We start from the raw sequence: 23869 nt of genomic DNA, 5'->3' as shown, positions 1-23869 counted from the left end.
CATGGAGCTGGACGGGAAGGTCGCCGTCGTCACGGGCGGCACCCGGGGCGTCGGTGCCGGCATCGCGCGTGCCTTGGTGGGGGCGGGTGCTCAGGTCGTGGTCTGTGCCCGCCGGGCCCCGGAAGTACCGCAGTCCGGGACCGAGTTCGTACCGCTGGACGTCCGTGACCCCGACGCGGTCCGCCGCTTCTTCGCCGGCCTGCCCCGGATGGACGTCCTGGTCAACAACGCGGGCGGCGCACCGCACCGGTTGCTCACCGCGGCCGACGCCGAGCGGCACGCGCGCGTGGTGGAGCTCAACCTGGTGGCTCCCCTGACCGTGTCCCTCGCCGCCCACGACCACCTGCGGCGCACCAAGGGCTCGATCGTCATGATCGGCAGCGTCAGCGGGGGCCGCCCCTCGCCCGGCACCGCCGCCTACGGTGCCGCCAAGGCGGGCCTGGAGAGCCTCGCCCGCTCGATGGCCGTGGAGTGGGCGCCCGACATCCGGGTCAACACCCTTGTCGTGGGCATGGTCCGCACCGAACTGTCCCACCTCCACTACGGCGACCGGGACGGCCTCGCCGCCGTCTCCCGCACCGTCCCGCTCGGCCGTCTCGCCGAGCCGTCCGACGTCGGCGCGGCCGCGGTGTTCCTCGCCTCCGACGCGGCCGCCTACATCAGCGGGGCGAGCCTGCTCGTCCACGGGGGCGGGGAGCGCCCCGCCTTCCTGGACGCCGCGACCGCGAACAAGGAGCTGTGAGATGAGCGCACTCTGCGACGGACGGGTCGTCGTCGTCACCGGCGCCGGGCGGGGGCTCGGCCGCGCGCACGCCCTCGCGTTCGCCGCCGAGGGCGCGCGGCTCGTCGTCAACGACCTCGGCGTCGGTCTCGACGGCACGCCCGGGGGCGACGGCGCACCCGGCCCCGGCAGTCCGGCCGCCCTGGTCGCCGAGGAGATCCGCGCGGCGGGCGGCGAGGCGGTGCCGCACGGCGGCGACATCGCCACGACCGAGGGCGCCGCCTCGCTGATCCGGACGGCCCTGGAGGCCTACGGCCGGCTCGACACCCTCGTCAACAACGCGGGCTTCCTGCGCGACCGGATGCTGGTCAACCTCGACGAGGACGACTTCGACGCCGTCGTACGCGTCCACCTCAAGGGCCACTTCCTGCCCCTGCGGCACGCGGCCGCGCACTGGCGGGCCGAGGCCAAGGCGGGCCGCCGGCCCGAGGCCCGGATCGTCAACACCAGCAGCGGCGCCGGCCTGCTGGGCTCGGTCGGACAGGGCAACTACAGCGCCGCGAAGGCCGGGATCGTCGCCCTGACACTGGTCGCGGCTGCCGAACTGCGCCGCTACGGCGTCCAGGTCAACGCGATCGCCCCCGCCGCCCGGACCCGGATGACGGAACGCGCCTTCGCCGACACCATGGCGGCACCCGACGCGGGCTTCGACACGATGGCCCCGGAGAACGTCTCACCGCTGGTCGTCTGGCTGGGCTCGGCGGCGAGCGCGGGGGTGACGGGCCGGGTCTTCGAGGCGGAGGGGGGCCGGATCACGGTGATGGAGGGGTGGAGGGCCGGGCCGAGTGCGGACAAGGGCGGGCGGTGGAGTCCGGCGGAGGCGGGGGAGAGGGTGCGGAAGCTGCTGGCGGAGGCGGGAGAGCCCGGGGCCGTCTACGGGGCGTAGGCCGGCGCTCTGGGGGGGGGCGGAGCCCCCCAGCACACCCCACCCGCGCCAACCTACGTGTCGCACTCCAGCACACTCCGGCACAACCCACACCGCGCCCGAACCCGCCCCCGCACCGGCACCCGAATCCGCTGATGACAGGTAGGACACGGAAACGACACCCGCAACCGCCCACCCCCGTCGGGAGAGAACTGGTACCGCGCACCCGGCTGCGGAGGCGGCCCCGCCGACGCGTGCCGCCGGTCCCGGGCATACCGCCGCCGCCCCGCCCACCCCGCCGCGGTCAGCGGCGGCTGCTGCTCATCGCGCCGGGCCAGCTCCATCCCCTTCACATACGCCGTGTACGCCTGAGGGCTGGTGAACCACACCGACGGGTCCTCCCCGAAGACCAGCGCCCGCTTGGCCAGCACGTACCCGAACTCCTCCGGCGTCAGATAGCCCAGCTTCTGCGACGACGCCCCGTCCTCCCGGAACGCGTCCAGCAGCAGCCAGCCCGCGCCCAGATACGTCGTCGCCGTATCCGTCAGGATCTCGTTGTCCCGGACGCCCGGGAAGGACAGGTCGAGGCGGTGCAGGTACACATGCATCACCTCGTGGGCGAGGGCCGCCCCGATGTCCCGCCGATGCGTACGGAACCGGTCGTTAAGCTCCACGAAGTACTCCGGCCCGGCCGCGAACTCGACGTTCGCCGCGTGCCGCATCTCCCGGAAGCTCACGATCAGCCGGGCGTCCGGAAGCCGGTAGTGCCGCACCAGCTCGTGCGCCACCCGCTGCGCCCCCAGATGCAGGTCGTCGGTGTCGCAGAACGCCACATCGGCGGGGACCACGCTGGTCGCGAACGTCTGGATCGTGTCGTACGACAGACGCTTGTACAACGCCGTGATGGCGGCCCGCACCGTCTCCAGATGCGGGTAGCCGTGCTCGACCGGCCCGTCGTTCGCCACGCCTCACCCCCAAGACGCCCCTGAATCCGGTTCCACTGTACGAAAGTGTGACGGCCACGGGGCCGCGCCGCCGCCGCGAAAACCGGTCGTCCCGCCCGGGCCCCACCGGCAGAATCCGGGGCGTGACCAGCGAACAGCACACCGTCGCCGCCGGGCTCCGGGTGGGCGGCCAGGACGACGACCTCGAAACGCGGCTCGACGAGGAGCTGACCGCCTTCAACACCGCCGCCGCCGACGGCGCCGTCACCGAGCCCCTCTCCGTCCGCGCCACCGACGAGACCGGCGAGCTGATCGGCGGACTCACCGCCTGGACCTGGGGCAGCCTGTGCTCCGTGGACATGCTCTGGGTGCGGGAGGACCAGCGGCACGCCGGCTGGGGCGGCCGGCTGATGCGCGCGGCGGAGGCCGAGGCGGCCCGGCGCGGCTGCACCGACATGATCGTCTCCACATACAGCTTCCAGGCGCCCGGCTTCTACCCGCGGCTCGGCTACCGGGAACGGGCCCGCATCCAGGGCGTACCCGGCGGACACGAGGACGTCTACTTCCACAAGCGGCTCAGCGCGGCCGAGGTGTGAGACGACATGCGGCGGCCCGGTCTCCTCCCCGTAGGCTGACGCCCCATGACCACCAGCAACACCGGTACCGGTGACGTCGACGCCGCCGTCCGCGAGGAGCTCGCCCGGCTGCGCGACAGCATCGACAACATCGACGCGGCCGTCGTCCACATGCTCGCCGAGCGCTTCAAGTGCACCCAGCAGGTCGGCCACCTCAAGGCCAGGCACCAGCTGCCGCCCGCCGACCCGGCCCGCGAGTCCCGCCAGATCGACCGGCTGCGCAGGCTCGCCGAGAACGCCAAACTGGACCCGGCCTTCGCCGAGAAGTTCCTGAACTTCATCGTCGCCGAGGTCATCCGCCACCACGAGCGCATCGCCGACGAGACCCTCAACGGCTCCGCGTCCGCCAACTGACCTCCGACGACCGCTCCCAGGGGAGTGACACGGCGGCCCGCGCGGGGCATGCTGCGCTGTGCACAGCATGTCAGCTGACGAGCACTGCGCGTCAGTGTCCCGGACTTACTCTGGTCCTCCACGAGGGAGGGGCGTCGGGCCATGCCGTCGGATACCAGGATCCTCATCGTCGACGACCACGAGGACACGCTGTACGCACTGGAGAGCGCCCTGGCCCCGCTGGGCTATCTGCTCGGCCGGGCCACCAGCGGCGACGAGGCGCTCAAGCAGGTGCTCCGCGGCCAGGTCGGCCTGCTGCTGCTCGACGTGCGCATGCCCGGCGTCAGCGGCCTCGAGGTGGTGCGCTACATGCGGCGCGTCGAACAGACCCAGCACATCCCCGTGCTCCTGCTCACCGGCTTCGGCGCCGACCACGAACTGACCACCGCCGCCTTCCGGCTGGGCGTCGCCGACCTCGTCTTGAAGCCCGTGGACCCCTGGGCCCTGCGCACCAAGGTCCGCTACCTCTACGACGCCCAGCAGCGGCACCTCGCCCTGGAGCGGGAAGTGCGCCGACTGCGCGCCCTCGTACGGGAGCACACCGAGGCCGCCGTACACCCCGCGCGCCCCGCCCTGCCGCATCCCGACGCGCGCGTACCGACCCAGCGGCCCATGGGGGCGCACGCCGGGGAGCTAGAAAAAGACCGCACGTAGACCGGACATTGGGCACGTACCGATCCGCCTCTGTGCCATGCCAGTGCCATCAGGCAGCATGTCACGCATGTCCGTACTGACGCGCGACGAAGCGCAGACCCGAGCAGAGCTCCTCGACGTGCACCGCTACACGATCGAGCTCGACCTGACCGCCGGCGACGAGACCTTCGACTCCCGCACCCTGATCAGGTTCAGCGCCCGCACCGACGGAGACACCTTCGTCGAGCTCAGGCCGGACGAGCTGCGCTCCGTCACCCTCGACGGACACCCCCTGGACCCGGAAGCCCTGGACGGCAACCGGCTCCCCTTGAAGAACCTCACCGCCGGCGAGCACGAACTGCGCGTGCACGCGCTGATGCGCTACTCCCGCACCGGCGAGGGCATGCACCGCTTCACCGACCCCACCGACGGTGAGACGTACGTCTACACCCAGCTGTTCATGGAGGACGTCCAGCGCGTCTTCGCCGCCTTCGACCAGCCCGACCTCAAGGCCATCTTCGAGCTGTCCGTCCAGGCCCCCGAGGGCTGGATCGTCCTCGCCAACGGCATCACCGAACAGACCGGCGGCGTATGGAAGGCGGCACCCACGCCGCTGATCTCCACCTACCTCGTCGCCGTCGCCGCCGGCCCCTGGCACTCCGTGCGCACCGAACACCGCGGCCTGCCCTTCGGCCTGCACTGCCGCCGCTCCCTCGCCCCCTACCTGGACGCCGACGCCGACGAACTCTTCGACGTCACGCGCGCGTGCTACGACCGCTACCACGAGAAGTTCGACGAGCCCTACCCCTTCGACTCCTACGACCAGGCCTTCGTCCCCGAGTTCAACGCGGGCGCGATGGAGAACCCCGGCCTCGTCACCTTCCGCGACGAGTTCGTCTACCGCTCCGCCGTCACCGACACCGAGCGGCAGACCCGCGCCATGGTCATCGCCCACGAGATGGCCCACATGTGGTTCGGCGACCTCGTCACCCTCAAGTGGTGGGACGACATCTGGCTGAACGAGTCCTTCGCCGAGTACATGGGCTACCAGACCCTCACCGAGGCCACCCGCTTCACGGACACCTGGACCGACTTCGGCGTCACCCGCAAGTCCTGGGGCTACGACGCCGACCAGCGCCCCTCCACCCACCCCGTGGCCCCCGATGCCGTCGACGACACCGCCTCCGCGCTGCTCAACTTCGACGGCATCTCCTACGCCAAGGGCGCGAGCGCGCTGCGGCAGCTGGTCGCCTGGCTCGGTGACAAGGACTTCCTCGCCGGCATCAACACCCACTTCGCCCGGCACAAGTTCGGCAACGCCACCCTCGCCGACTTCATCGACTCCCTCGCCGGCGCCACCGAACGCGACGTCCACGCCTGGGCCGACGCCTGGCTGCGCACCACCGGCGTCGACACCCTCACCCCCCAGGTCGCCCCCGGCGAGAACGGCACCTGCGCCCTCACCGTCAACCACGCCGGCAGCCGCCCGCACCACATCGCCGTCGGCCTGTACGACCGGGACCTCGGCGACGACGGCCGGCACCTCGTTCTGCGCGAACGCCTCCACCTGGACCTGCCGCAGACGGGCACCCACCCCATCGGCAAGCGCCCGGCCCTGCTCCTCCTCAACGACGGCGACCTGACCTACGCCAAGGTCCGCTTCGACCCCGAGTCCTTCGAGACGATCCGCAAGGAGCTGTCCGGCCTGCCCGAACCGCTCACCCGCGCGGTCGTCTGGAACGCCCTGCGCGACGCCGTCCGCGACGGCGAACTGGCGCCCGCCGCCTACCTGGAGACCGCCCGGGCCCATCTCCCGCTCGAGACGGACCTCGCCGTCGTCCAGGGCGTGCTCGCCTTCGCGTCCACGTACATCGCCGACCACTACCTCACGCCCGAGGAGCGGCCCGCCGCGCTCGCCACCCTCTCCGACCTGTGCCGCGACCTCATCCGCCGCACCGAGGACGGCGACAACCCCGGCCTGCGCCTGATCGCCGTACGCCACCGCATCGACGTCGCGGCCCACCCCGACACCATCGCCGCCTGGCTCGCCGACGGCACCGTCCCCGGCGGCCCGGAGCTCGACCCCGAGCTGCGCTGGCGCGTCCTCGCCCGGCTCGCCGTCCTCGGCGCCACCGACGAGGCCGCCATCGCCGCCGAACTGGAACGCGACCCGAGCGCCAGCGGCCAGGAGGGCGCCGCCCGCTGCCGGGCCGCCCTGCCCGACCCGGAGGCCAAGGACAGCGCCTGGCAGGCGATGTTCGGCTCCGACGACCTGTCCAACTACCTCTTCACCGCCACCGCCGCGGGCTTCTGGCAGCCCGAACAGGCCGATCTGGTACGCGCGTACGTGCCGCGCTACTACACCGACGCGGTGGCCGTCGCCGACCGCCGCGGCCCCGCCATCGCCACGGTCGTCGGCCGCTCGGCCTTCCCCGCCCACGCGGTCGACGCGGAGCACCTCCGCCTGGGCGAGGAGTGCCTGCGCGACGCCGGACCGGTCCCGGCGCTGCGCCGCAAGCTCGTCGACCAACTGGACGACCTGGCACGGGCGTTGCGGGTACGGCAGGGCAAGGAGGTCTAGGACCGGCGACGTAGGGCGCGGGCGGGGCGGCTGGTCCCTTTCGCCGATGCGGCGGGCCGGTCGCCCTTCCTAACCTCGGGCGGACAAGGACGATCAAGCCCGAGGAGCCCTTCGTGATCGCAGTGACCGGTCCCACCGGAAACGTCGGCCGTGCCCTGGTCGAACGCCTCGTCGCCGCCGGGCGGCCCGTGCGGGCGCTCACCCGCGACCCGCAACGCGCCCGCCTGCCCGCCGGCGCCGAGGCGGTACGACTCGGCCTCGACGAGCCGGCCGCCCTGTTCGAGGGCGCGACCGAGCTGTTCCTGTACGTCCAGGCGGGCGGCGACCGCACCCCCGGCCTCCTGGCGGCGGCGCGTGCCGCCGGAGTGCGACACGTGGTCCTGCTGTCCTCCGGGATCATCGACTCGGGCGCCGACGAGACCCACCCCATCCACGTCATGCACGCCACCGCCGAACGGGACGTCCGCGACAGCGGCCTGACGTGGACCTTCCTGCGTCCCAACGCGTTCGCCGCCAACGCCTTCCAGTGGGCCCCGCAGATCCGCACCGGCGACACCGTCCGCGGACTCTTCGCCGACGGGAGGTCCGCCCCGGTCCACGAGGACGACATCGCCGCCGTCGCCGAACGCGCCCTCCTCGACGACGGCTACGAGGGCGCCGCCCACCGCCTCACCGGACCGGAGTCGATCACCAACGCCGGGCAGGTCGCCGCGATCGGCCGGGCCCTCGGCCGCGAGCTGCGCTTCGACGAGCTGTCACCCGACGAGGCCGGCCCCGAACTCTTCCCGCACGTCCCGCCGGACGTGCTCCCGGCCCTGCTGAAGACCCTCGCCGCGTCGGTGGGCACCCCGCCGGAGATCACCGACACGGTACGGGAGATCACCGGTCGGCCGGCCCGTCCCTTCGCGGTCTGGGCCGAGGACCACCTGGACGACTTCAGGGGCTGAGGCGGTCCGGACCGCCACAGGTTTTCCCGTACGGAGGTACCTCCACCCCGGTCCGGTCGTTGGGCTTTCCGGGCGCGTCGCCCCGCGCCCCGGAGGAACGCCCATGAGCACGCCGCCCCTCGCCTCAGGCCCCCAAGGCCCGCGCGCCCTGCGGCCGTTGCTCGACACCGTGCTCGAAGCACTGGACACCGGCGCGCGGGCGCGCGGCGGACCGCTGCCGGCGGGCGGACCGGAGGCGGTCGCGGCGCGCGTCCGGGAGGCGGTGGGGGAGGTCCTCCCCGACCAGGGCGACCCGCACGCCCTGCGCGCCCTGGTCCACGCGTTCGCCGAGGGCGCCGCCGACCCGTCACACCCCCTGTGCGCCGCCCACCTCCACTGCCCACCCCTGGCCATCGCCACAGCCGCCGACCTGGCAGCCTCCGCCCTCAACCCCTCCCTCGACTCCTGGGACCAGGCCCCGGCCGCGTCGGAACTGGAGCTCCTGGTGGCGGCGGCGCTCGCCAGGGAGATCTACGGTGAGCCAGAAACGCGCCCGGGGATCCTCGCGGCACCGCCCGCCCGTCCGGCAGCGCCTGCCGGGGACCTCCACGAGCCCGGGAAACACCGCCGCCCGGCGAGCGAGGCCCGCGAGCCCGCCGGGAGCGGCGCGGCAGCGGACGTCCCCGAGCCCGGCGAGAACTGCCCGGCAGGGAAGGCCCCCGAGCCCGGCGACACCCGCCCGGCGGGGGACGTCCACGAGCCCGCCGAGAACTACCCGGCAGGGGCGCTCCGCTCGGTCGGAGAGGCCCGCAGGGGCGCGGCCGACTGTCTCGTCACCACCGGCGGCACCGAGTCCAACCAGCTCGCCCTGCTCCTCGCGCGGGAGGCGTGCGGCGGATCCGTGCGGCTCGTGTGCGGGGCCAACGCCCATCACTCGCTCGCGCGCGCCGCCTGGCTGCTCGGGCTGCCCGAACCCATCGTCGTGCCCGCCCCGGCCGGAACGCTCGATCCCGCCGCGCTCGACGAGACCCTCACCCGTCTGCCCGGCCCGCTGCTCGTCGCCGCCACCGCCGGCACCACCGACGCCGGCCTCATCGACCCGCTGCCCGAGATCGCCGCCCGCTGCGCGGCCCACGGCGCCCGGCTGCACATCGACGCCGCCTACGGCGGAGGCCTCCTGTTCAGCACCCGGCACCGCACCGCGCTCACCGGGCTCGACGCCGCCGACACCGTCACCCTCGACCTGCACAAACTCGGCTGGCAGCCGATCGCCGCAGGCCTCCTCGCCGTCAAGGACCCCCGCGACCTCTCCGCCCTGCGGCAGCGCGCCGACTATCTCAACGCCGCCGACGACACCGAGGCCGGCCTCCCGGACCTGCTCGGCCGGTCCCTGCGCACCGCCCGCCGCCCCGACGTCCTCAAACTCGCCGTCACCCTCAAGACCCTCGGCCGCGGCGGCCTCGGCACGCTCGTCGACCAGGTCTGCGCCCGGGCCCGGGAGTTCGCCGCCCTCGTCCACGACCACCCCGGCTTCGTACTCCACACCCCGCCCGTCATCAGCACGGTGCTGTTCCGGCCCGCGGGCGCCACCGACGCCACCGTGGCCGCCGTACGCCGCGCGCTCCTCACCGACGGCCGTGCCGTCCTCGGCCGGACCCGTCTCGACGGCCGGCTCTGGCTCAAGGCCACCCTCCTCAACCCCGCCACCGGGCCCGACGACCTGGCCGCCCTGCTGCACCTCGTGGCAGCGCGCCGAGCCACACTCGTGGAAGGACACACCCCCCGATGAACCCCGCGCCCACCCCCGGCCCCACCCCCACGCCCCACCCGCACCACGAGCCCGACGCACCCCGCGACCTGGTCGGCATCGGCATCGGCCCCGCCAACCTCTCCCTCGCCGCCCTCGCCCACCCGCTCGGCGAACTCGACACCGTCTTCTACGACCAGCGCCCCGCCTTCGGCTGGCACTCCGGCCTGCTCATCGAGGGCGCGACCATCCAGGTCCCGTTCCTCGCCGACCTGGTGAGCCTCGCCGACCCCACCAGCCCCTGGACCTTCCTCAACTACCTCAGGTCCCGCGAGCGGCTCTTCCCCTTCTACTTCGCCGAGCGCTTCCACATCCAGCGCGCCGAGTACGACGCCTACTGCCGCTGGGTCGGCGAGAGCCTCCCGGACCTCCACTTCGGCCACCAGGTCGACGCCGTCCGCTGGAACCCCGAACGCGACGTCTTCGAGGTCGACTTCACCCAGCTCGACGCCGACGGAGAAGCCGAGGCCCTCGGCCGCACCTACGCCCGCAACGTCGTCCTCGGCATCGGCACCGAGCCCTACGTCCCCGAACCCCTCAAGCCCCTCGCCCAGGCGCCCGGCGTCCCGGTCGTGCACGCCGCCGACTACCTCGACCACCGCGCCGCCCTCCTCGCCGCCGAGCACGTCACGGTCGTCGGCATCGGACAGTCCGGCGCCGAGATCTTCCTCGACCTGCTGCGCAACAGGCCGGCCGGCCAGGAGAAACTGCACTGGCTGGGCCGCACGGAGGCCTTCGCACCCATGGAGTACTCCAAGCTCGGCCTGGAGCATTTCACCCCCGACCACACCCGCTACTTCCACGCCCTGCCCGAGTCCGCCCGCGACCGGCTCGTCACCGGCCAGTGGCAGCTGCACAAGGGCATCGACGCCACCACCGTCGCCGCCATCCACGACGAGCTCTACCGCCGCACCCTGCACGGCGGCTGGCCCGACGCCGTCCTCACCCCCGGCGTCCACGTCCGCACCGCGGGCCGCGTCGCCACGACCAAGGTGGAACTGCACCTGGAGCACGGCCGGCAGGACAGCCGCTCCCGGCTCACCACCGACGCCGTCGTCCTCGCCACCGGCTACCGCGAACGCCCCCTCGACCGTGTCCTCGCCGGCCTCGACCCCTACCTGCGCCGGGACAGCCGGGAGCGCCCGCGTATCGACGAGGAGTACCGCCTCGTCCTCGACCCGTCCGTCACCGGCACGGCGTACGTCCAGAACGCCGAGAGCCACACCCACGGCGTCGGCGCCCCCGACCTCGGCCTCGCCGCCTGGCGCAGCGCGATCATCCTCAACTCCCTGACGGGCAGGGAGGCGTACGCCCTCCCGCGCCGCACCGCCTTCACCACCTTCGGCCTCACACAGCGGCAGCAGGTCCCGCCGGCCCGTGAAGCACCGGCGCTGACCCCGCTCGTGGACCGAAGGTGACGCGGCCCTCGGGAAGGAACAGCTCTCAGAAGACGGGCGTGCCGTTCCGCGTGAGCTTCCAGTCCACCGCGGCGAACTCGGCCGGGTCGACGGCCCCCTTCGCCTTCACCCAGGCGATCATGGTGTTGCGGATCTCGTCCGAGTTCGACCACAGCAGCTGCGAGGCGGCGACATGCGGGAAGTTCCCGCCGCCGTTGGCCCGGTAGTTGTTCACCGCGAACACGAACTTCGCGTCGTCCGCCAGCGGCTGCCCCTCGAACCGCACGTTCGTCACCCGCGAACCGGCCGGCTCGGCGATGTCGATCTCATAGGCCAGCCCGCTCACCACGTCGTAGTTGTAGTCCGGCGTGCCGTTCGCGTTCGTCAGCTTCGCCGGATCCACCTGCGCGCCCGGCGCCGTCTGCACGAAGTAGTTCGCCGAGAACTCCAGATACGCCTTCATCTGCGCACCCGTCATCAGACGCGCCTCCAGCGTGTTCTCGAAGACGTACAGACCCGCCACGTCCCGGATCGTCACCTCGCCCGCCGGGATCCGGGCACTGCGCGAGAAGCACGCCGCCTGCGACAGCACCGGCAGCGAGGCGTGCTCCGTGCCCGCCAGCGCCTGCTTCACCGTGTCCGCCTGGATGTGGTTGATCAGGTCGATGATCGCCACGTCCTTGTACGGCGCCTCGGCCGACGTCATCTCCGCCGCGTTCGTGCCGATGACCTGGTTGACGTACGCCACGACCTTCTCGTGCTCGTCCGACAGCAGCCGCACGATCTTCCGGTCCTCCTCCACCGTGTTGGAGTTCAGGACTTTCGCGCCCACCTTCTCGACCTTCCAGCAGCCCTTCGCCCAGACCAGCTCGAAGTCGAACAGCGTCAGCCGCTGCCCCCACTTCAACGGCTCGGACAGCACGACCTGCTGGCCGGTCTTCTTGTTGGTGACGAAGTACTCGGGGATCTCCGTGTGCGCGTGCCCCACCAGGATCGCGTCGATCCCCGGCACCTGCTCCGCCACCAGACCCGCCGCGTTCTCGATGTACGGCAGCTGGTCACCGTAGGACGACGTCCCCGACGAACCGCTGTGCGCCGAGACGATGACGACGTCCGCGCCCATCGACCGCAGCTTCGGCACCCACTTCGCCGCCTGCTCCTCCAGACCCGGGAACGTCATCTTGCCCTGCACGTTCGCCTTGTCCCAGATCGCGATCCCCGGGTTGGTCAGACCCAGCACCGCCACCTTCACATCCCGCCCGAACGGCGTGCGCAGCCGGTGCATGCTGTACGGCGCGAACGCCGGCCGCAGCGTCTTGGCGTCGAGCGCGTTGGCGCCCAGCAGCGGGAAACGGCACTGCTGCTCGAACTTCCGCAGCACCGGAATGCCGTAGTTGAACTCGTGGTTGCCGAGCGCCGCCGCGTCGTAGTCCATGGCGTTCATGGCCTGCGCCATCGGGTGCACCGGGCCGCCCTTGGCGGTGATCGGGTCGACCTTGGCGTAGTAGTACGACAGTTGCGTGCCCTGGATGGTGTCGCCCGCGTCGATGAGCAGCGTGTTGCGGCGGCCCTTCTCCTCGCGGATCCGGTTCACCAGGGTGGAGATCTTCGCCAGACCGATGTCGTTGTGGTCCTTGTCGTCGAACTCCTTGTCCGTGAAGTAGTCCCAGTTGAAGACGTTGCCGTGCAGGTCCGTCGTTCCCATGACGGTGAACGCGTACCGCTTCACGCCCCGCTTCGTCCCACCCCGCGCCTCGGCCGCCTGAGCACCCGGCGCCGTGACCGCACCGGCCAGCGCCACCCCCGCCCCGGTCACGGCGGACTTCTCCAGGAACTTCCGGCGGTTCAACGGCATGTCTGGCTCCCCTTGCGGAATCTGTGAACGACGCGCGTAGATAACGCGCGTAGATTCTGACCCGGTCATGACCGGCCGCAACAGCCCCGGCAGGTTGCGATCTGATGACTCAGCCCGCCGACTCCAGGCCTCCGGCCAGCCACAACATGACAGAGTGGGGCGTATGACCGTGCCCACCGGAGACGCCTCCCAGCCCGCCGTCCCCTACGGAACACCCGACGCTCCCCGCATCGCCGTCCGCGGCGAGGCCCGCCTCGAAGTCGACCCCGAGATCGCCCGCATCGGCATCACCGTCGCCGCCCGGGGCCGCGACCGCCGCTCCGCCCTCGACGACCTCACCCGCCGCAACGCAGGCGTCCTCGACCTGGTCAAGTCCTACGGCGACGCCGTCGAACGCCTGGAGACCGGCGCCTTCTCCATCACGCCCGAACTCACCAAGCACGGGCGCGGCGAACGCATCCGCACCTACCACGGCCGCGTCCATGTCACCGCCGAACTCACCGACTTCACCGCCCTCGGCGAACTCACCACCCGCCTCGCCGACCTCGAACTCACCCGCGTCGACGGCCCCTGGTGGGCCCTGCGCCCCGACTCACCCGCCCACCGCGAGGCCAGAAAGAAGGCCGTACGGGAAGCCGTCCAGCGCGCCCGCGAGTACGCCGAGGCGCTCGACACCACCCTCTCCGCCCTGGTCGAACTCGCCGACATCGGCGCCGAGAACGCCACGCCGCCCTACCCCCAGGCCCCCGGCCGCATGCGCTCCGCGGCCTACGGCGGCGCCGCCGAGGACACCGCGGCGGCCCCCCTCGACCTCGAACCCCAACGCCAGCGGGTCCACGCCCAGATCAACGCCCGCTTCACGATGGTGCCGCCGCGGCTGTAGCCGGTTATCCGGGCCATTTCGAAAACGCGACCGAGAGATTCCTGACGCTCATCGGAGCGCCCCGCCGCACAATTCAACACTTGGCCATAACGCTTCATTCAAAGTCTGTTGAGTAGTCACTCACGACCAATTCCCTACCCGCCGGTAACTCATAGGCTCAGCCTTATGCGCCGAGCAAAGATCGTCTGCACACTGGGCCCCGCCACCGACTCGTACGACCAGATCAAAGGCCTGGTCGACGCCGGAATGGACGTCGCCCGATTCAACCTCAGCCACGGCAGCCACGCCGAGCACGAGGAGCGCTACCACCGGGTGCGGAAGGCCGCCGACGAGACCGGCCGCAGCGTCGGCGTCCTCGCCGACCTTCAAGGCCCGAAAATCCGGCTCGGCCACTTCACCGAAGGCCCCGTACTCCTTGAACGCGGCGACACCTTCACCATCACCGTCGAGGAAGGCGTCGAAGGCGACGGCCGGATGTGCGGCACCACCTACGCCGGCCTCGCCGCCGACGTCACCCCCGGCGAACGCATCCTCGTCGACGACGGCAAGGTCTGCCTCGAAGTCACCGAGGTCGACGGACCCCGCGTCCACACCGCGGTCGTCGAGGGCGGCGTCATCTCCGACCACAAAGGCCTCAACCTCCCCGGCGTCGCCGTCTCCGTCCCCGCCCTCTCCAAGAAGGACGAGGACGACCTCCGCTGGGCCCTGCGCACCGGCGCCGACGTCATCGCCCTCTCCTTCGTCCGCACCGGCCGCGACATCCAGGACGTCCACCGCATCATGGACGAGGAAGGCCGCCGCCTCCCCGTCATCGCCAAGGTCGAAAAACCGCAGGCCGTCGAGAACATCGAAGAAATCGTCGCGGCGTTCGACGGCATCATGGTCGCGCGCGGAGACCTCGGCGTCGAAATGCCACTGGAACAGGTCCCGATCGTCCAGAAACGCGCGATCAAACTGGCGAAGCGCAATGCGAAACCCGTCATCGTCGCCACCCAGATGCTCGACTCGATGATCGACAATGCCCGCCCGACACGTGCGGAGGCCTCGGACGTCGCCAACGCTGTCATCGACGGCACCGACGCGGTGATGCTGTCCGGTGAGACGAGCGTCGGGAAGCACCCCATCGAGACGGTCCGCACGATGGCCCGCATCGTCGAGGCGGCGGAGGAAGACATCCTGGCCAAGGGCCTCCCGCCGCTCACCGAACGCAACAAGCCCCGCACCCAGGGCGGAGCCGTGGCCCGGGCCGCGGCCGAAATGGGCGACTTCCTCGGCGCCCGCTTCCTGGTCGCCTTCACCCAATCCGGCGACACCGCCCGCCGCCTCTCCCGCTACCGCTCCCCGATCCCCCTCCTCGCCTTCACCCCCGACCAGGCCACCCGCTCCCAGCTCAGCCTGACGTGGGGCGTGGAAACGTTCCTCGGCCCCTGCGTGGACTCCACGGACGCGATGGTCGACCAGGTCGACGAACTGCTGCTGAAGTACGGCCGCTGCCGAAAGGGCGACACGGTCGTCATCACGGCCGGCTCCCCTCCCGGAGTCTCCGGCTCGACGAACCTGGTCCGCGTCCACCACATCGCCGAGTAGCCGTCAGTACTTGGGTCCGACGTGGGCGTCCATGAGCGTTACGGAGGCTTTGCGGGCGATGGAGATGTTGCGTGCGTTCGCCTGTTTCCACTCGACGCCGACGTGATCGAGGGCCGTGGTGAACAGGTGGATGATGTCGGCCGAGAGGTTGGTGAAGAAGTACCGCGGATACTCGTAGCGCTTTCGCCGCCCACCGACGATCCGGGTCGTCCAGTTGGTGATCCGGCAACCGTCGGAATGGATGAGTCCGCGGATGAACTCCCAGGGGTGGGCGTCGACGATGGCTTGCTGCCATGGTTCGAGCGCGATCCGGCGTTCGTGTTTCACACCGGGGCCGTGCTGCGGGAAGAGGCTCGGCCAGTGCCTGCTGTAGCTGACCACCGAGACGTATCCCTGAGCCTGCGTGCGGGAAGCGCACCCCGTCGGGTTGATGGCGCGCATCGCGATCTCGCAGGCGTCGATCAGGCCAGGCCATGAGTTCGCGCAAGCGATTCTCAGGTAGTAGCCGGTGCTGCGAGGGTGGCCGCTGATGCAGCCATCGCCGAGATAGAGGCCCAGCAGGTAGGCGTACGCGCACTCATCGGCAGGGGGGCCGGCGTCTGGAGGCGTCAGCCGGGGCAGCGGCTCCAGGCGTTCCTGCCAGGAACGGATTGCGGCCCGTGAGATGCCCGTTTCCCGGCTCACTGAGTTCAGGCTGCGGCCCTGGGCCACCAGTGCGAGTGCCCGCTTGCGCGTGCGGAGGTCGTACATGAAAGCCACTGTGAGAGTGCGGTCATGGCGACACGCAGCAATAAGCGGATGTTCACGAGAACGTGGACATCCGCTTGCAAATGGTGATCTTGGAAAGGAAGGAAAAGTGCCCCGGGTCGGACTCGAACCGACACTGTATGGGTTTTGAATCCATTGCCTGCTGCCAATTGGGCTACCGGGGCCCAGGGAATCGAAGGATGACCTCGACCCACTGCCTGACCACCATACCGCAGCTAGGTACGCTCTTGGGAGCAGTACCGGCCTGCCCCGTACCAAGGAGCCCACGTGAGCGCCCCCGAGTCGCCCCAGCCTGTTGACGTGCCCGATGACGACAAGTCGCACGTGCCTCCGCTGACGACCCGTGTCGTCATCGCCGAGGACGAGGCCCTGATCCGGCTCGATCTCAAGGAGATGCTGGAGGAGGAGGGGTACACCGTCGTCGGCGAGGCCGGGGACGGTGAGCAGGCCGTGGAGCTGGCTCGTGAGCACCGCCCGGACCTGGTGATCCTGGACGTGAAGATGCCGAAGATGGACGGTATCTCCGCGGCCGAGAAGATCGCCGAGGAGAGCATCGCGCCGGTGCTGATGCTGACCGCGTTCTCGCAGCGCGACCTCGTGGAGCGGGCCCGGGACGCCGGTGCCATGGCCTACCTGGTGAAGCCGTTCAGCAAGACCGATGTCGTGCCGGCGATCGAGATGGCCGTCTCCCGCTTCACGGAGCTGAAGGAGCTGGAGAAGGAGGTCGCGGACCTCACGCTGCGGCTGGAGACGCGCAAGCTGGTGGACCGGGCGAAGTCGATCCTGCAGACGGAGTACGGGCTGACGGAGCCGAACGCGTTCCGGTGGATCCAGAAGACCTCGATGGACCGGCGCATGTCGATGCAGCAGGTGGCGGAGGCGGTCATCGAGGACGCCGAGGAGAAGAAGTCCAACAAGGGCTGATCACCCCGCACACCACACGAGGCCCGCACCCCATCCGGGGTGCGGGCCTCGTCGTATGACCAGCCTCTGTCAGTCCTCGCCGAGGTACGCCTTGCGCACGGACTCGTCGTGCAGCAGATCCTGTCCCGTGCCGGAGAGGACGATGTTGCCGACCTCCATGACATGGCCGTGATCGGCCAGGGAGAGCGCCGCCTGGGCGTTCTGCTCCACGAGAAGGATCGTCGTGCCCTGGGACTTGAGCTCCGAGATCGTCGCCATGATCTTCTGCATCATGATCGGGGAGAGGCCCATGGAGGGCTCGTCGAGCATGAGCAGTTTCGGCTGGGACATGAGCGCGCGGCCCATGGCGAGCATCTGCTGCTCACCGCCCGAGAGGGTTCCGGCGGCCTGCTTGCGGCGTTCCCCGAGGATGGGGAAGAGGTCGTAGGCCCGCTGGATGTCCTTCTCGATCCCTTCCTTGTCCTTGCGGAGGAACGCTCCGAGCTGGAGGTTCTCCGCGATGGTGAGGCGGGGGAAGATGTGCCGGCCCTCGGGGGAGTGGGCGAGGCCGAGGGCGACGATCTTGTGGGCGGCGACGCCGGTGAGTGGCTTGCCGTCGAAGGAGATCTTGCCTGATGTCGGCTTCAGCAGTCCCGAGAGGGTGCGCAGGGTCGTGGTCTTGCCGGCGCCGTTGGTGCCGATGAGGGTGACGACCTGGCCGGCTTCGACGCTGAAGGAGATGCCTTTGACGGCTTCGATCTTGCCGTAGGAGACCCGGAGGTCCTCGACCTCGAGGAGTGCGGTCACTTGGCTTCTCCCTTGGTGCTGCTGGTGGTGCTGGGTGCCGCCTCCGCGGCGGCTTCGGCGGCCTCGACCTCCGCGGCTTCGGCCTCACCGGGGTCGCCTTCGAAGGGTTCACCCAAGTAAGCGGCGATGACGCGCTCGTCGGCCTGGACGACCTCGGAGGTGCCCTCGACGAGCTTCTCGCCTTGGACGAGGACGGCGACGCGGTCGCTCAGGTTGAAGACGAAGCGCATGTCGTGCTCGATGAGGAGGACGGCGATGCCCTTGTCGCGGATGGCGAAGACCAGTTCCTCGGTGGCTCGCGTCTCCTGGGGGTTCATGCCGGCCGTCGGTTCGTCCAGCAGCAGCAGGCCGGGCTCCGAAGCGAGAGCGCGGGCGATCTCCAGCTTGCGCTGCTCGCCGTACGGCAGGTTCCGCGCCAGATGATCCCGCTTGTGGGAGAGGCCGATGAACTCCAGGAGTTCCATGGCTCGTTCCTCGCTGGCGCGTTCGGCCTTCTTGAAGCCGGGGCCGCGCAGCAGGGCCGACCACAGGCCCTCCTTCGTCCGCGTGTGGCGGCCGACGAGGACGTTTTCCAGGACTGTCATGTTGGCGAAGAGCCGGATGTTCTGGAAGGTGCGGGCGATGCCGGCCTGGGTGACCAGGTGGGGCTTGGGCGGCAGGACCGTGCCCTTGTAGGAGACGGTGCCTTCCGTGGGGACGTACAGGCCGGTCAGGCAGTTGAAGAAGGTGGTCTTGCCGGCGCCGTTGGGGCCGATGAGTCCGACGATCTCGCCGGCGTTGACCGTGAAGTCGACGGAGCGGACGGCGGTGAGGCCGCCGAAGCGCATCGTGACATCGCGTGCTTCGAGTACAGGTGTCGTCATGATTCTTACGCCCCCGCCTTGGTGACGGCCGGTTCGTCGGTCAGCGTGGTCTGTTTCGGTACGTCGAGTTGGCCGGTCTCGTGGAATTCGAGCTGGCGCCGGCGGTTGGCGATGATGCCTTCGGGGCGGAAGCGCATCAGCAGGATGAGCGCGACACCGAAGGCGAGCAGGGACTTGTCCTGGAGGAACACCAGCTTCTCGGGCAGCAGGTAGAGCAGGGCCGCGCCGAGGAGGGGACCGGCGACGGTGCCCATGCCGCCGAGGACGACCGCGGCCAGGAGGAACGCGGAGTTGGGCGGGGTGGAGCCGGCGAACTGGTACGGGGTGGGGACGACGCTGTAGGTGACGTGGGCGCTGACGGTGCCGGCGAGGCCGGCCAGGGCGGCGCCGAGGGCGAAGGCGATGAGCTTGACGCGGAAGCCGTTGATGCCCATGGCTGTGGCGGCGGTCTCGTCCTCGCGGATGGCGATCCAGGAGCGGCCGATGCGGGAGTCGGCGGCACGCGTGTAGACCAGGACCACGATGGCCATGATCAGCACCATCAGCAGGTAGTAGTTGGCGAACCGGCCGAGGGTGAATCCGCCGATGTCGTGCGCCTGGCCGAAGTTGAACCCGAAGAGGTTCAGGTCCGGGATGGAGGGGATGCCGTTGGGGCCGTTGGTGACGTCGGGTCCGGAGTCGCCGTCCATGTTGTTGACCGCGATGCGGAAGATCTCACCGAAGCCCAGCGTCACGATCGCCAGGTAGTCGCCGCGCAGGCGCAGGGTCGGGGCGCCGATGAGGACGCCGAAGACCAGGGAGGCGGCGGCGCCGGCCAGGGCGGAGGCCCAGAACGGCAGGTGGACGCCGGAGATGGTGGAGAACTCGGAGCCGGAGACGAGGGCGGCGGTGTAGGCGCCGACGCCGAGGAAGGCGACGTATCCGAGGTCGAGGAGGCCGGCGAGGCCGACGACGATGTTCAGGCCGAGGGCGACCGTCCCGAAGATCAGGATGTTGACGCCGATGTTGGCGTAGTGGTCGTCGGTCTGGGTGAAGGGGAAGGCGATGGCCGCGGCGAAGCCCATGGCGAGGGTGAAGCTGCGGTTGGCCGCGACCAGCGACGAGAACCGGTCCATGAGGCCGGCGGTGTGCACGGCCCACATGGCGAAGGTGACGACGAAGAGGTAGCCGATGAAGAGTTCGCCGTACTCGGTGTCGATGCCGTAGGTGAAGACGCCGAGGCCGATCATCGTGACGACCGTGATCACGGCCCGCTGGACCCAGGGCGCGGTGGCCTGGGGGGCGGGGATGCGGTCGGGTTTGGCGATGTAGGCCTTGAGGGCTGCCTTGGTGCCGTCGGCGCCGGTCTTCTCCTGGGGGAGGGCGAAGGCGCCGAGGACGGGCAGGAGGGAGGCGATGGCCGCTATCCAGCCGCCGGGTTCGAGGTTGACGACGCCGCCGAGTTCGGCACTGATGGCGATGACGGTGAACCAGGTGACGACGAAGCCGCCGAGGGCGGTGAGGACGAGCGGTGCGTTGTTACGGGCGGGCAGCAGCCAGCCGAGTCCGTGCGGCCCGTAGGAGGCGAGGGCGAACAGGGCGGTGAGGACGCCGGCGGTGAAGGTGAGCCACTGCAGGCCGCCGGGGTAGCCGTTGATGGTGAGGTCGCCGGGGAACTCGTCGGTCCAGGTCCAGGCGAGGAACGCGGAGGCAGCGGTGGCGATGCCGCCGGCGAGCAGCAGGGCGCGGGCGGCCGCGGCGGGCAGCGGGATGAGGCCGCGCGGTACGGGCGGGGCGGGGACGGCGTCCGGGGCGGGGGTCTTGGTCGTCTCGGTCATGTGATCACGCCCTGTCCGCGACGCGCTCGCCGAGCAGGCCTTGAGGCCGGAACAGGAGCACGAGGATGAGGAGGCAGAAGGCCCACACGTTGGCCCAGCTCTGTCCGCCGAGCTGGTTCATGCCCGGGATCTCGTCGATGTAGGCGGAGGCGAGGGTCTCGGCGATGCCGAGGACGACGCCGCCGAGCATGGCGCCGTAGATGTTGCCGATGCCGCCGAGGACGGCCGCGGTGAAGGCCTTCAGGCCCATCAGGAAGCCCATGCGGTAGTCGACGTTGCCGTACTTGAGTCCGTAGGCGACGGCCGCGACGGCGGCGAAGAAGCCGCCGATGGCGAAGGCGATGACGATGATGCGGTTGGTGTCGATGCCCATCAGCTGCGCGGTGTCGGGGTCCTGCGCGGTGGCCTGCATGGCGCGGCCGGTCCGGCTGCGGCGCACGAAGATCGCGAGGGCGGCCATGCAGACGACGGCGGCCAGGATGAGGAAGATGTCGGCGTCCTTGATGGTGATGGAGCCGATGTCGTGGGTGGCGTCGAGCCCGGGGAAGGCGCGGGCGCGGTCGGCGCCGGGGTAGAAGTTGCGGACGACTTCCTGGAGGGCCAGGGAGAGGCCGATGGCGGTGATGAGCGGTGCCAGGCGTGGTGCTCCGCGCAGTGGCCGGTAGGCGAACCGTTCCGCTCCGACGGCGATGAGGATGGCCACGAGGGCGCCGCCGATGAGCATCAGCGGTACGGCGAGGGCCATCGAGGTGCCGTCGGGCAGGATGTAGAAGTAGACCGTGAGGGCGCCGAACGCCCCGGTCATGAAGATCTCGCCGTGCGCGAAGTTGATGAGCTGGACGATGCCGTACACCATCGTGTAGCCGATGGCGATCAGCCCGTACATCGAGCCGAGAAGCAGCCCGTTGGCCAGCTGCTGCGGCAGGGTGTTCACCGCATGGCCTCCATGTCGCTGGTGGTCGTGTGCACTGGATGTGTGCGTGGTCGTGTGCTGTGGGGGGTGTGGAAACGGGCCGCGCGGTCGGGGTCTTCCTTCCGCGCGGCCCGTGGTGCGGCGTTGTGGCGGGCCGACTACTTCAGGTCGGCGGTGCCGGTCTCCACGTCCTTCCAGGCACCCTTCTCGACCTGGTAGACCGTCAGCTGCTTGTTGGTGGTGTCGCCGTACTGGTCGAAGGAGATCTTGCCGGTGAGGCCTTCGAAGTCGGACTTCTGGACACCGTCGACGACCTTGGAGCGCAGGTCGTTGATGTCGGTGGGCACCTTGCCGCCGTTGGCGTCGGCCGCGGCCTTGACGGCCTTGATGATGGCGGTGGTGGCGTCGTAGGCGTAGGCGCCGTAGGCGCCGTAGTCGCCCTTGTACCCCTTGTCCTTGTACGTCTGGATGAACTGCTTGGCGGCGGGCAGGGTGTCGGCGGGGACACCGATCGCGGTGGCGAGGTCGCCCTCGGAGGACTTGCCGGCGGCCTCGATGTAGGTGGAGGCGAACATGCCGTCGCCGCCGAACAGCGGGATCTTGACGCCGGTGTCCTTGAGCTGCTTGGTGATCAGTGCGGACTCGTCGTACTGGCCGCCGTAGTAGAGCAGGTCGGCACCGGAGTTCTTGATCTTCGTGGCGAGCGAACCGAAGTCCTTGTCGCCGGTGTTGACGTGGTCGGTCGCGACGACCTTGCCGCCGTACTTCTTGTACTGCTCGGCGAAGATCTTCGCGAGGCCGGCGCCGTAGGTCTGCTTGTCGTCGACGACGAAGGCCTTCTTCTTCTTGAGGCCGTTGTACGCGTAGCCGGCGGCGAAGCTGCCCTGCAGTTCGTCGGTGGTGGCGGTGCGGAAGTACGTCTTGTAGGGACGCTTCTTGTCCGTCTGCCAGTTCTTGCCCTGGGTCAGCTCGGGGTTGGTGTTGGCCGGGGAGATCTGGACCATGTTGGCCGAGGCGAACACCTGCTGCATCGTCTGGGCGACGCCGGAGTTCAGCGGGCCGACGGCGCCGACGGCGGTCTTGTCGCCGACGATGCTGGTGGCGTTGGACTGGCCGGTGGCGGGCTGCGCCTTGTCGTCCAGGGCCTTGAGCTTGAACTTCACGCCCGGGACCCAGTTGTTCTTGTTGGCGTCGTCGACGGCTATCTGGGCGCCGTACTGGATGCCGAGGCCGGTGGTGGAGTTCTCACCGGACAGGGGGGCGTCGACGCCGATGGTCAGCGTGGTGCCGCCGCTGTCTCCGCTCTTGTCGCCGCTGCCGTCTCGGGACCCGCAGGCGGTGAGAGTCAGAGCTCCGGTCGTCAGAACGGAGGTAAGAATCACCAAGGAACGCTGTCGCACGATCAGTCCTTTCACAGGCAGGCCCGCCCTTGGTCGGGGGGTAGTGCCGCGCTGGTACCGAACTCCCGATGGAGCGGTGACTGGCCGTGACTCTAAGCCCGGTGTGGAGGCAGGGTCAGCGGCGTGGGACGGCTTGTGACTTTCTTGTTATGACGCGGTGGATGCCCGGCTTCTCCGGAGGGCCCTCTCGGTGGGTTTGGCCGACTTTCTCCGAAGTCCGCATTCTGAGAACCCGCACTTCCGGTTGGCCATGGCCGAGATCGTGCGGTCGACGTGGCGCAGGCGGGGAGGGCGGGATCGGAAAGGTCCCGGGAGCGGGCGCGGGTCGACGAGGAGGCCGAGGTGTTGTATTGCGCGCGCGTTACGGAGCGTTACGCCGAGAAAGGGGCGACCCGTGTCCAGGGGGAGTTCCGAACAATTGGAAACAGTTAATTCCACGGTGATGCCGTGGGTGAAGCGGAACCTGGCTGTTTCGACGGGGGAGTTGAAGGGTCCGGTTCTGTGTCCACGCGCGGACGCCGCCGCTCGGGTGTTCCCTCGCGGCGGCGTCGAGCCGGAATGTGTGGTGCGGGCGGATCAGCGCGCGGCGCGGATCAGTTCCTCGTCGCCCGGATTCACGTCGCGCAGCATGCAGGTGAGTCGGGCGGTACACACCCTTTTGTCGCTTTCATCCGTGATGACGATTTCGTAGGTGGCGGTCGAGCGTCCCCGGTGCACGGGCGTGGCCACGCCGGTGACGAGGCCGGAGCGTGCCCCGCGGTGGTGGGTGCAGTTCAGATCGACGCCCACGGCGATCTTGGAGCTGCCGCCGTGCAGCATGGACCCGACCGAGCCGAGCGTCTCGGCCAGCACCGCGGAGGCCCCGCCGTGCAGGAGTCCGTAGGGCTGGGTGTTGCCCTCCACCGGCATCGTCCCGACGACCCGGTCCGCCGACGCCTCGAGGATCTGGACGCCCATCCGGGTCCCGAGGTGGCCCGCGGAGAACAGGGCCAGGAGGTCCACGCCGAGCGCGGCGTACTCGTCGATGACCTCTTGCGGGAACTTCACATGCTGCTGCTCACCCATGGGGCCGGGCTCCGTTCGTCCTGGTCACTACGGCTACCTCTGTGAC

Annotated in this window: 21 protein-coding genes and 1 tRNA gene; 12 read left to right on the top strand and 10 right to left on the bottom strand. The window is 70.2% G+C overall.

Annotated features, from left to right (window positions below; all coding sequences use genetic code 11):
* Window position 1: 1 nt before the first annotated feature.
* On the top strand, window positions 2–742 hold the full coding sequence (locus OHU35_RS10905) for an SDR family oxidoreductase (RefSeq protein ID WP_405505229.1): 741 nt from the start codon (window positions 2–4) through the stop codon (window positions 740–742).
* A gap of 1 nt (window position 743) precedes the next feature.
* Window positions 744–1667 (top strand): SDR family oxidoreductase, encoded by a 924-nt coding sequence (locus tag OHU35_RS10900; RefSeq protein ID WP_189728919.1) that lies wholly within the window; start codon window positions 744–746, stop codon window positions 1665–1667.
* Between the two features lie 53 nt (window positions 1668–1720).
* Here OHU35_RS10900 and OHU35_RS10895 read toward each other — a convergent pair whose 3' ends face one another.
* Entirely contained in the window at window positions 1721–2611 is an 891-nt protein-coding gene (locus tag OHU35_RS10895; protein ID WP_189728917.1) for a hypothetical protein, read from the bottom strand.
* 122 nt (window positions 2612–2733) lie between these two features.
* On the opposite strand from OHU35_RS10895, the gene OHU35_RS10890 reads away from it, so the two are divergent.
* The 7 genes from OHU35_RS10890 (at window position 2734) to OHU35_RS10860 (ending at window position 10983) form a co-directional block, all read left to right on the top strand.
* Window positions 2734–3186, top strand: coding sequence for a GNAT family N-acetyltransferase (locus tag OHU35_RS10890; RefSeq protein ID WP_229873347.1), 453 nt, complete (start codon window positions 2734–2736; stop codon window positions 3184–3186).
* Between the two features lie 45 nt (window positions 3187–3231).
* Complete coding sequence (locus OHU35_RS10885; RefSeq protein ID WP_189728915.1) at window positions 3232–3579, top strand: chorismate mutase; 348 nt, start codon at window positions 3232–3234, stop codon at window positions 3577–3579.
* Window positions 3580–3720: 141 nt separating this feature from the next.
* Complete coding sequence (locus OHU35_RS10880) at window positions 3721–4272, top strand: two-component system response regulator (protein ID WP_189728912.1); 552 nt, start codon at window positions 3721–3723, stop codon at window positions 4270–4272.
* A 67-nt stretch (window positions 4273–4339) separates the two neighbouring features.
* Window positions 4340–6832, top strand: a complete 2493-nt coding sequence (pepN, locus tag OHU35_RS10875; RefSeq protein ID WP_405505228.1) for an aminopeptidase N — start codon at window positions 4340–4342, stop codon at window positions 6830–6832.
* Between the two features lie 113 nt (window positions 6833–6945).
* Complete coding sequence (locus OHU35_RS10870; RefSeq protein WP_405505227.1) at window positions 6946–7779, top strand: NAD(P)H-binding protein; 834 nt, start codon at window positions 6946–6948, stop codon at window positions 7777–7779.
* A gap of 103 nt (window positions 7780–7882) precedes the next feature.
* Window positions 7883–9547, top strand: coding sequence for a pyridoxal phosphate-dependent decarboxylase family protein (locus OHU35_RS10865; RefSeq protein ID WP_405505226.1), 1665 nt, complete (start codon window positions 7883–7885; stop codon window positions 9545–9547).
* Window positions 9544–10983, top strand: a complete 1440-nt coding sequence (locus OHU35_RS10860; protein ID WP_189728903.1) for a lysine N(6)-hydroxylase/L-ornithine N(5)-oxygenase family protein — start codon at window positions 9544–9546, stop codon at window positions 10981–10983. Before OHU35_RS10865 ends, OHU35_RS10860 begins: the two co-directional genes overlap by 4 nt.
* A gap of 25 nt (window positions 10984–11008) precedes the next feature.
* Here the strand turns inward: OHU35_RS10860 and OHU35_RS10855 are convergent, their stop codons facing one another.
* Window positions 11009–12817 (bottom strand): bifunctional UDP-sugar hydrolase/5'-nucleotidase, encoded by a 1809-nt coding sequence (locus OHU35_RS10855; RefSeq protein WP_189728901.1) that lies wholly within the window; start codon window positions 12815–12817, stop codon window positions 11009–11011.
* 163 nt (window positions 12818–12980) lie between these two features.
* Between OHU35_RS10855 and OHU35_RS10850 the strand changes: the two genes are divergently transcribed.
* Complete coding sequence (locus tag OHU35_RS10850; RefSeq protein WP_189728899.1) at window positions 12981–13700, top strand: SIMPL domain-containing protein; 720 nt, start codon at window positions 12981–12983, stop codon at window positions 13698–13700.
* Between the two features lie 165 nt (window positions 13701–13865).
* Window positions 13866–15287 carry a pyruvate kinase gene (gene pyk, locus OHU35_RS10845; protein WP_405505225.1) on the top strand — a complete coding sequence of 474 codons (1422 nt, stop codon included), beginning with the start codon at window positions 13866–13868 and terminating at the stop codon, window positions 15285–15287.
* Window positions 15288–15290: 3 nt separating this feature from the next.
* On the opposite strand, the gene OHU35_RS10840 is transcribed toward pyk, so the two are convergent.
* Window positions 15291–16037, bottom strand: coding sequence for a helix-turn-helix domain-containing protein (locus OHU35_RS10840; protein WP_189728895.1), 747 nt, complete (start codon window positions 16035–16037; stop codon window positions 15291–15293).
* A 107-nt stretch (window positions 16038–16144) separates the two neighbouring features.
* Window positions 16145–16219, bottom strand: a tRNA-Leu gene (locus OHU35_RS10835).
* 103 nt (window positions 16220–16322) lie between these two features.
* Between OHU35_RS10835 and OHU35_RS10830 the strand changes: the two genes are divergently transcribed.
* Window positions 16323–16979, top strand: a complete 657-nt coding sequence (locus OHU35_RS10830; RefSeq protein WP_189728894.1) for an ANTAR domain-containing response regulator — start codon at window positions 16323–16325, stop codon at window positions 16977–16979.
* Window positions 16980–17048: 69 nt separating this feature from the next.
* On the opposite strand, the gene OHU35_RS10825 is transcribed toward OHU35_RS10830, so the two are convergent.
* The 6 genes from OHU35_RS10825 to OHU35_RS10800 form a co-directional block, all read right to left on the bottom strand.
* Window positions 17049–17765, bottom strand: a complete 717-nt coding sequence (locus OHU35_RS10825; protein ID WP_189728892.1) for an ABC transporter ATP-binding protein — start codon at window positions 17763–17765, stop codon at window positions 17049–17051.
* Window positions 17762–18628, bottom strand: a complete 867-nt coding sequence (locus OHU35_RS10820) for an ABC transporter ATP-binding protein (RefSeq protein ID WP_189728890.1) — start codon at window positions 18626–18628, stop codon at window positions 17762–17764. The genes OHU35_RS10825 and OHU35_RS10820 overlap by 4 nt, the downstream gene beginning before the upstream one ends.
* Before the next feature lie 5 nt (window positions 18629–18633).
* Complete coding sequence (locus OHU35_RS10815) at window positions 18634–20445, bottom strand: branched-chain amino acid ABC transporter permease (RefSeq protein WP_405505224.1); 1812 nt, start codon at window positions 20443–20445, stop codon at window positions 18634–18636.
* A 4-nt stretch (window positions 20446–20449) separates the two neighbouring features.
* Window positions 20450–21379, bottom strand: coding sequence for a branched-chain amino acid ABC transporter permease (locus OHU35_RS10810; RefSeq protein WP_189728886.1), 930 nt, complete (start codon window positions 21377–21379; stop codon window positions 20450–20452).
* A 137-nt stretch (window positions 21380–21516) separates the two neighbouring features.
* A complete protein-coding gene (locus OHU35_RS10805) occupies window positions 21517–22743 on the bottom strand; it encodes a branched-chain amino acid ABC transporter substrate-binding protein (protein ID WP_189729206.1) in 1227 nt (408 codons plus the stop codon).
* A 591-nt stretch (window positions 22744–23334) separates the two neighbouring features.
* Window positions 23335–23823 (bottom strand): PaaI family thioesterase, encoded by a 489-nt coding sequence (locus OHU35_RS10800; protein WP_189728884.1) that lies wholly within the window; start codon window positions 23821–23823, stop codon window positions 23335–23337.
* Window positions 23824–23869: the final 46 nt, after the last annotated feature.

The organism is Streptomyces purpurascens (assembly GCF_045040895.1).
Taxonomy (GTDB): domain Bacteria; phylum Actinomycetota; class Actinomycetes; order Streptomycetales; family Streptomycetaceae; genus Streptomyces; species Streptomyces purpurascens.
This window is presented reverse-complemented; position numbering and strand designations above follow the sequence as displayed.

Bases quoted from the DNA above. Each gene is read 5' to 3' on its own strand.
- OHU35_RS10905 (WP_405505229.1), top strand. From the start codon at position 2: ATGGAGCTGGACGGGAAGGTCGCCGTCGTCACGGGCGGCACCCGGGGC.
- OHU35_RS10900 (WP_189728919.1), top strand. From the start codon at position 744: ATGAGCGCACTCTGCGACGGACGGGTCGTCGTCGTCACCGGCGCCGGG.
- OHU35_RS10885 (WP_189728915.1), top strand. From the start codon at position 3,232: ATGACCACCAGCAACACCGGTACCGGTGACGTCGACGCCGCCGTCCGC.
- OHU35_RS10880 (WP_189728912.1), top strand. From the start codon at position 3,721: ATGCCGTCGGATACCAGGATCCTCATCGTCGACGACCACGAGGACACG.
- pepN (WP_405505228.1), top strand. From the start codon at position 4,340: ATGTCCGTACTGACGCGCGACGAAGCGCAGACCCGAGCAGAGCTCCTC.
- OHU35_RS10865 (WP_405505226.1), top strand. From the start codon at position 7,883: ATGAGCACGCCGCCCCTCGCCTCAGGCCCCCAAGGCCCGCGCGCCCTG.
- OHU35_RS10860 (WP_189728903.1), top strand. From the start codon at position 9,544: ATGAACCCCGCGCCCACCCCCGGCCCCACCCCCACGCCCCACCCGCAC.
- OHU35_RS10855 (WP_189728901.1), bottom strand. From the start codon at position 12,817: ATGCCGTTGAACCGCCGGAAGTTCCTGGAGAAGTCCGCCGTGACCGGG.
- OHU35_RS10850 (WP_189728899.1), top strand. From the start codon at position 12,981: ATGACCGTGCCCACCGGAGACGCCTCCCAGCCCGCCGTCCCCTACGGA.
- pyk (WP_405505225.1), top strand. From the start codon at position 13,866: ATGCGCCGAGCAAAGATCGTCTGCACACTGGGCCCCGCCACCGACTCG.
- OHU35_RS10840 (WP_189728895.1), bottom strand. From the start codon at position 16,037: ATGTACGACCTCCGCACGCGCAAGCGGGCACTCGCACTGGTGGCCCAG.
- OHU35_RS10820 (WP_189728890.1), bottom strand. From the start codon at position 18,628: ATGACGACACCTGTACTCGAAGCACGCGATGTCACGATGCGCTTCGGC.
- OHU35_RS10815 (WP_405505224.1), bottom strand. From the start codon at position 20,445: ATGACCGAGACGACCAAGACCCCCGCCCCGGACGCCGTCCCCGCCCCG.
- OHU35_RS10800 (WP_189728884.1), bottom strand. From the start codon at position 23,823: ATGGGTGAGCAGCAGCATGTGAAGTTCCCGCAAGAGGTCATCGACGAG.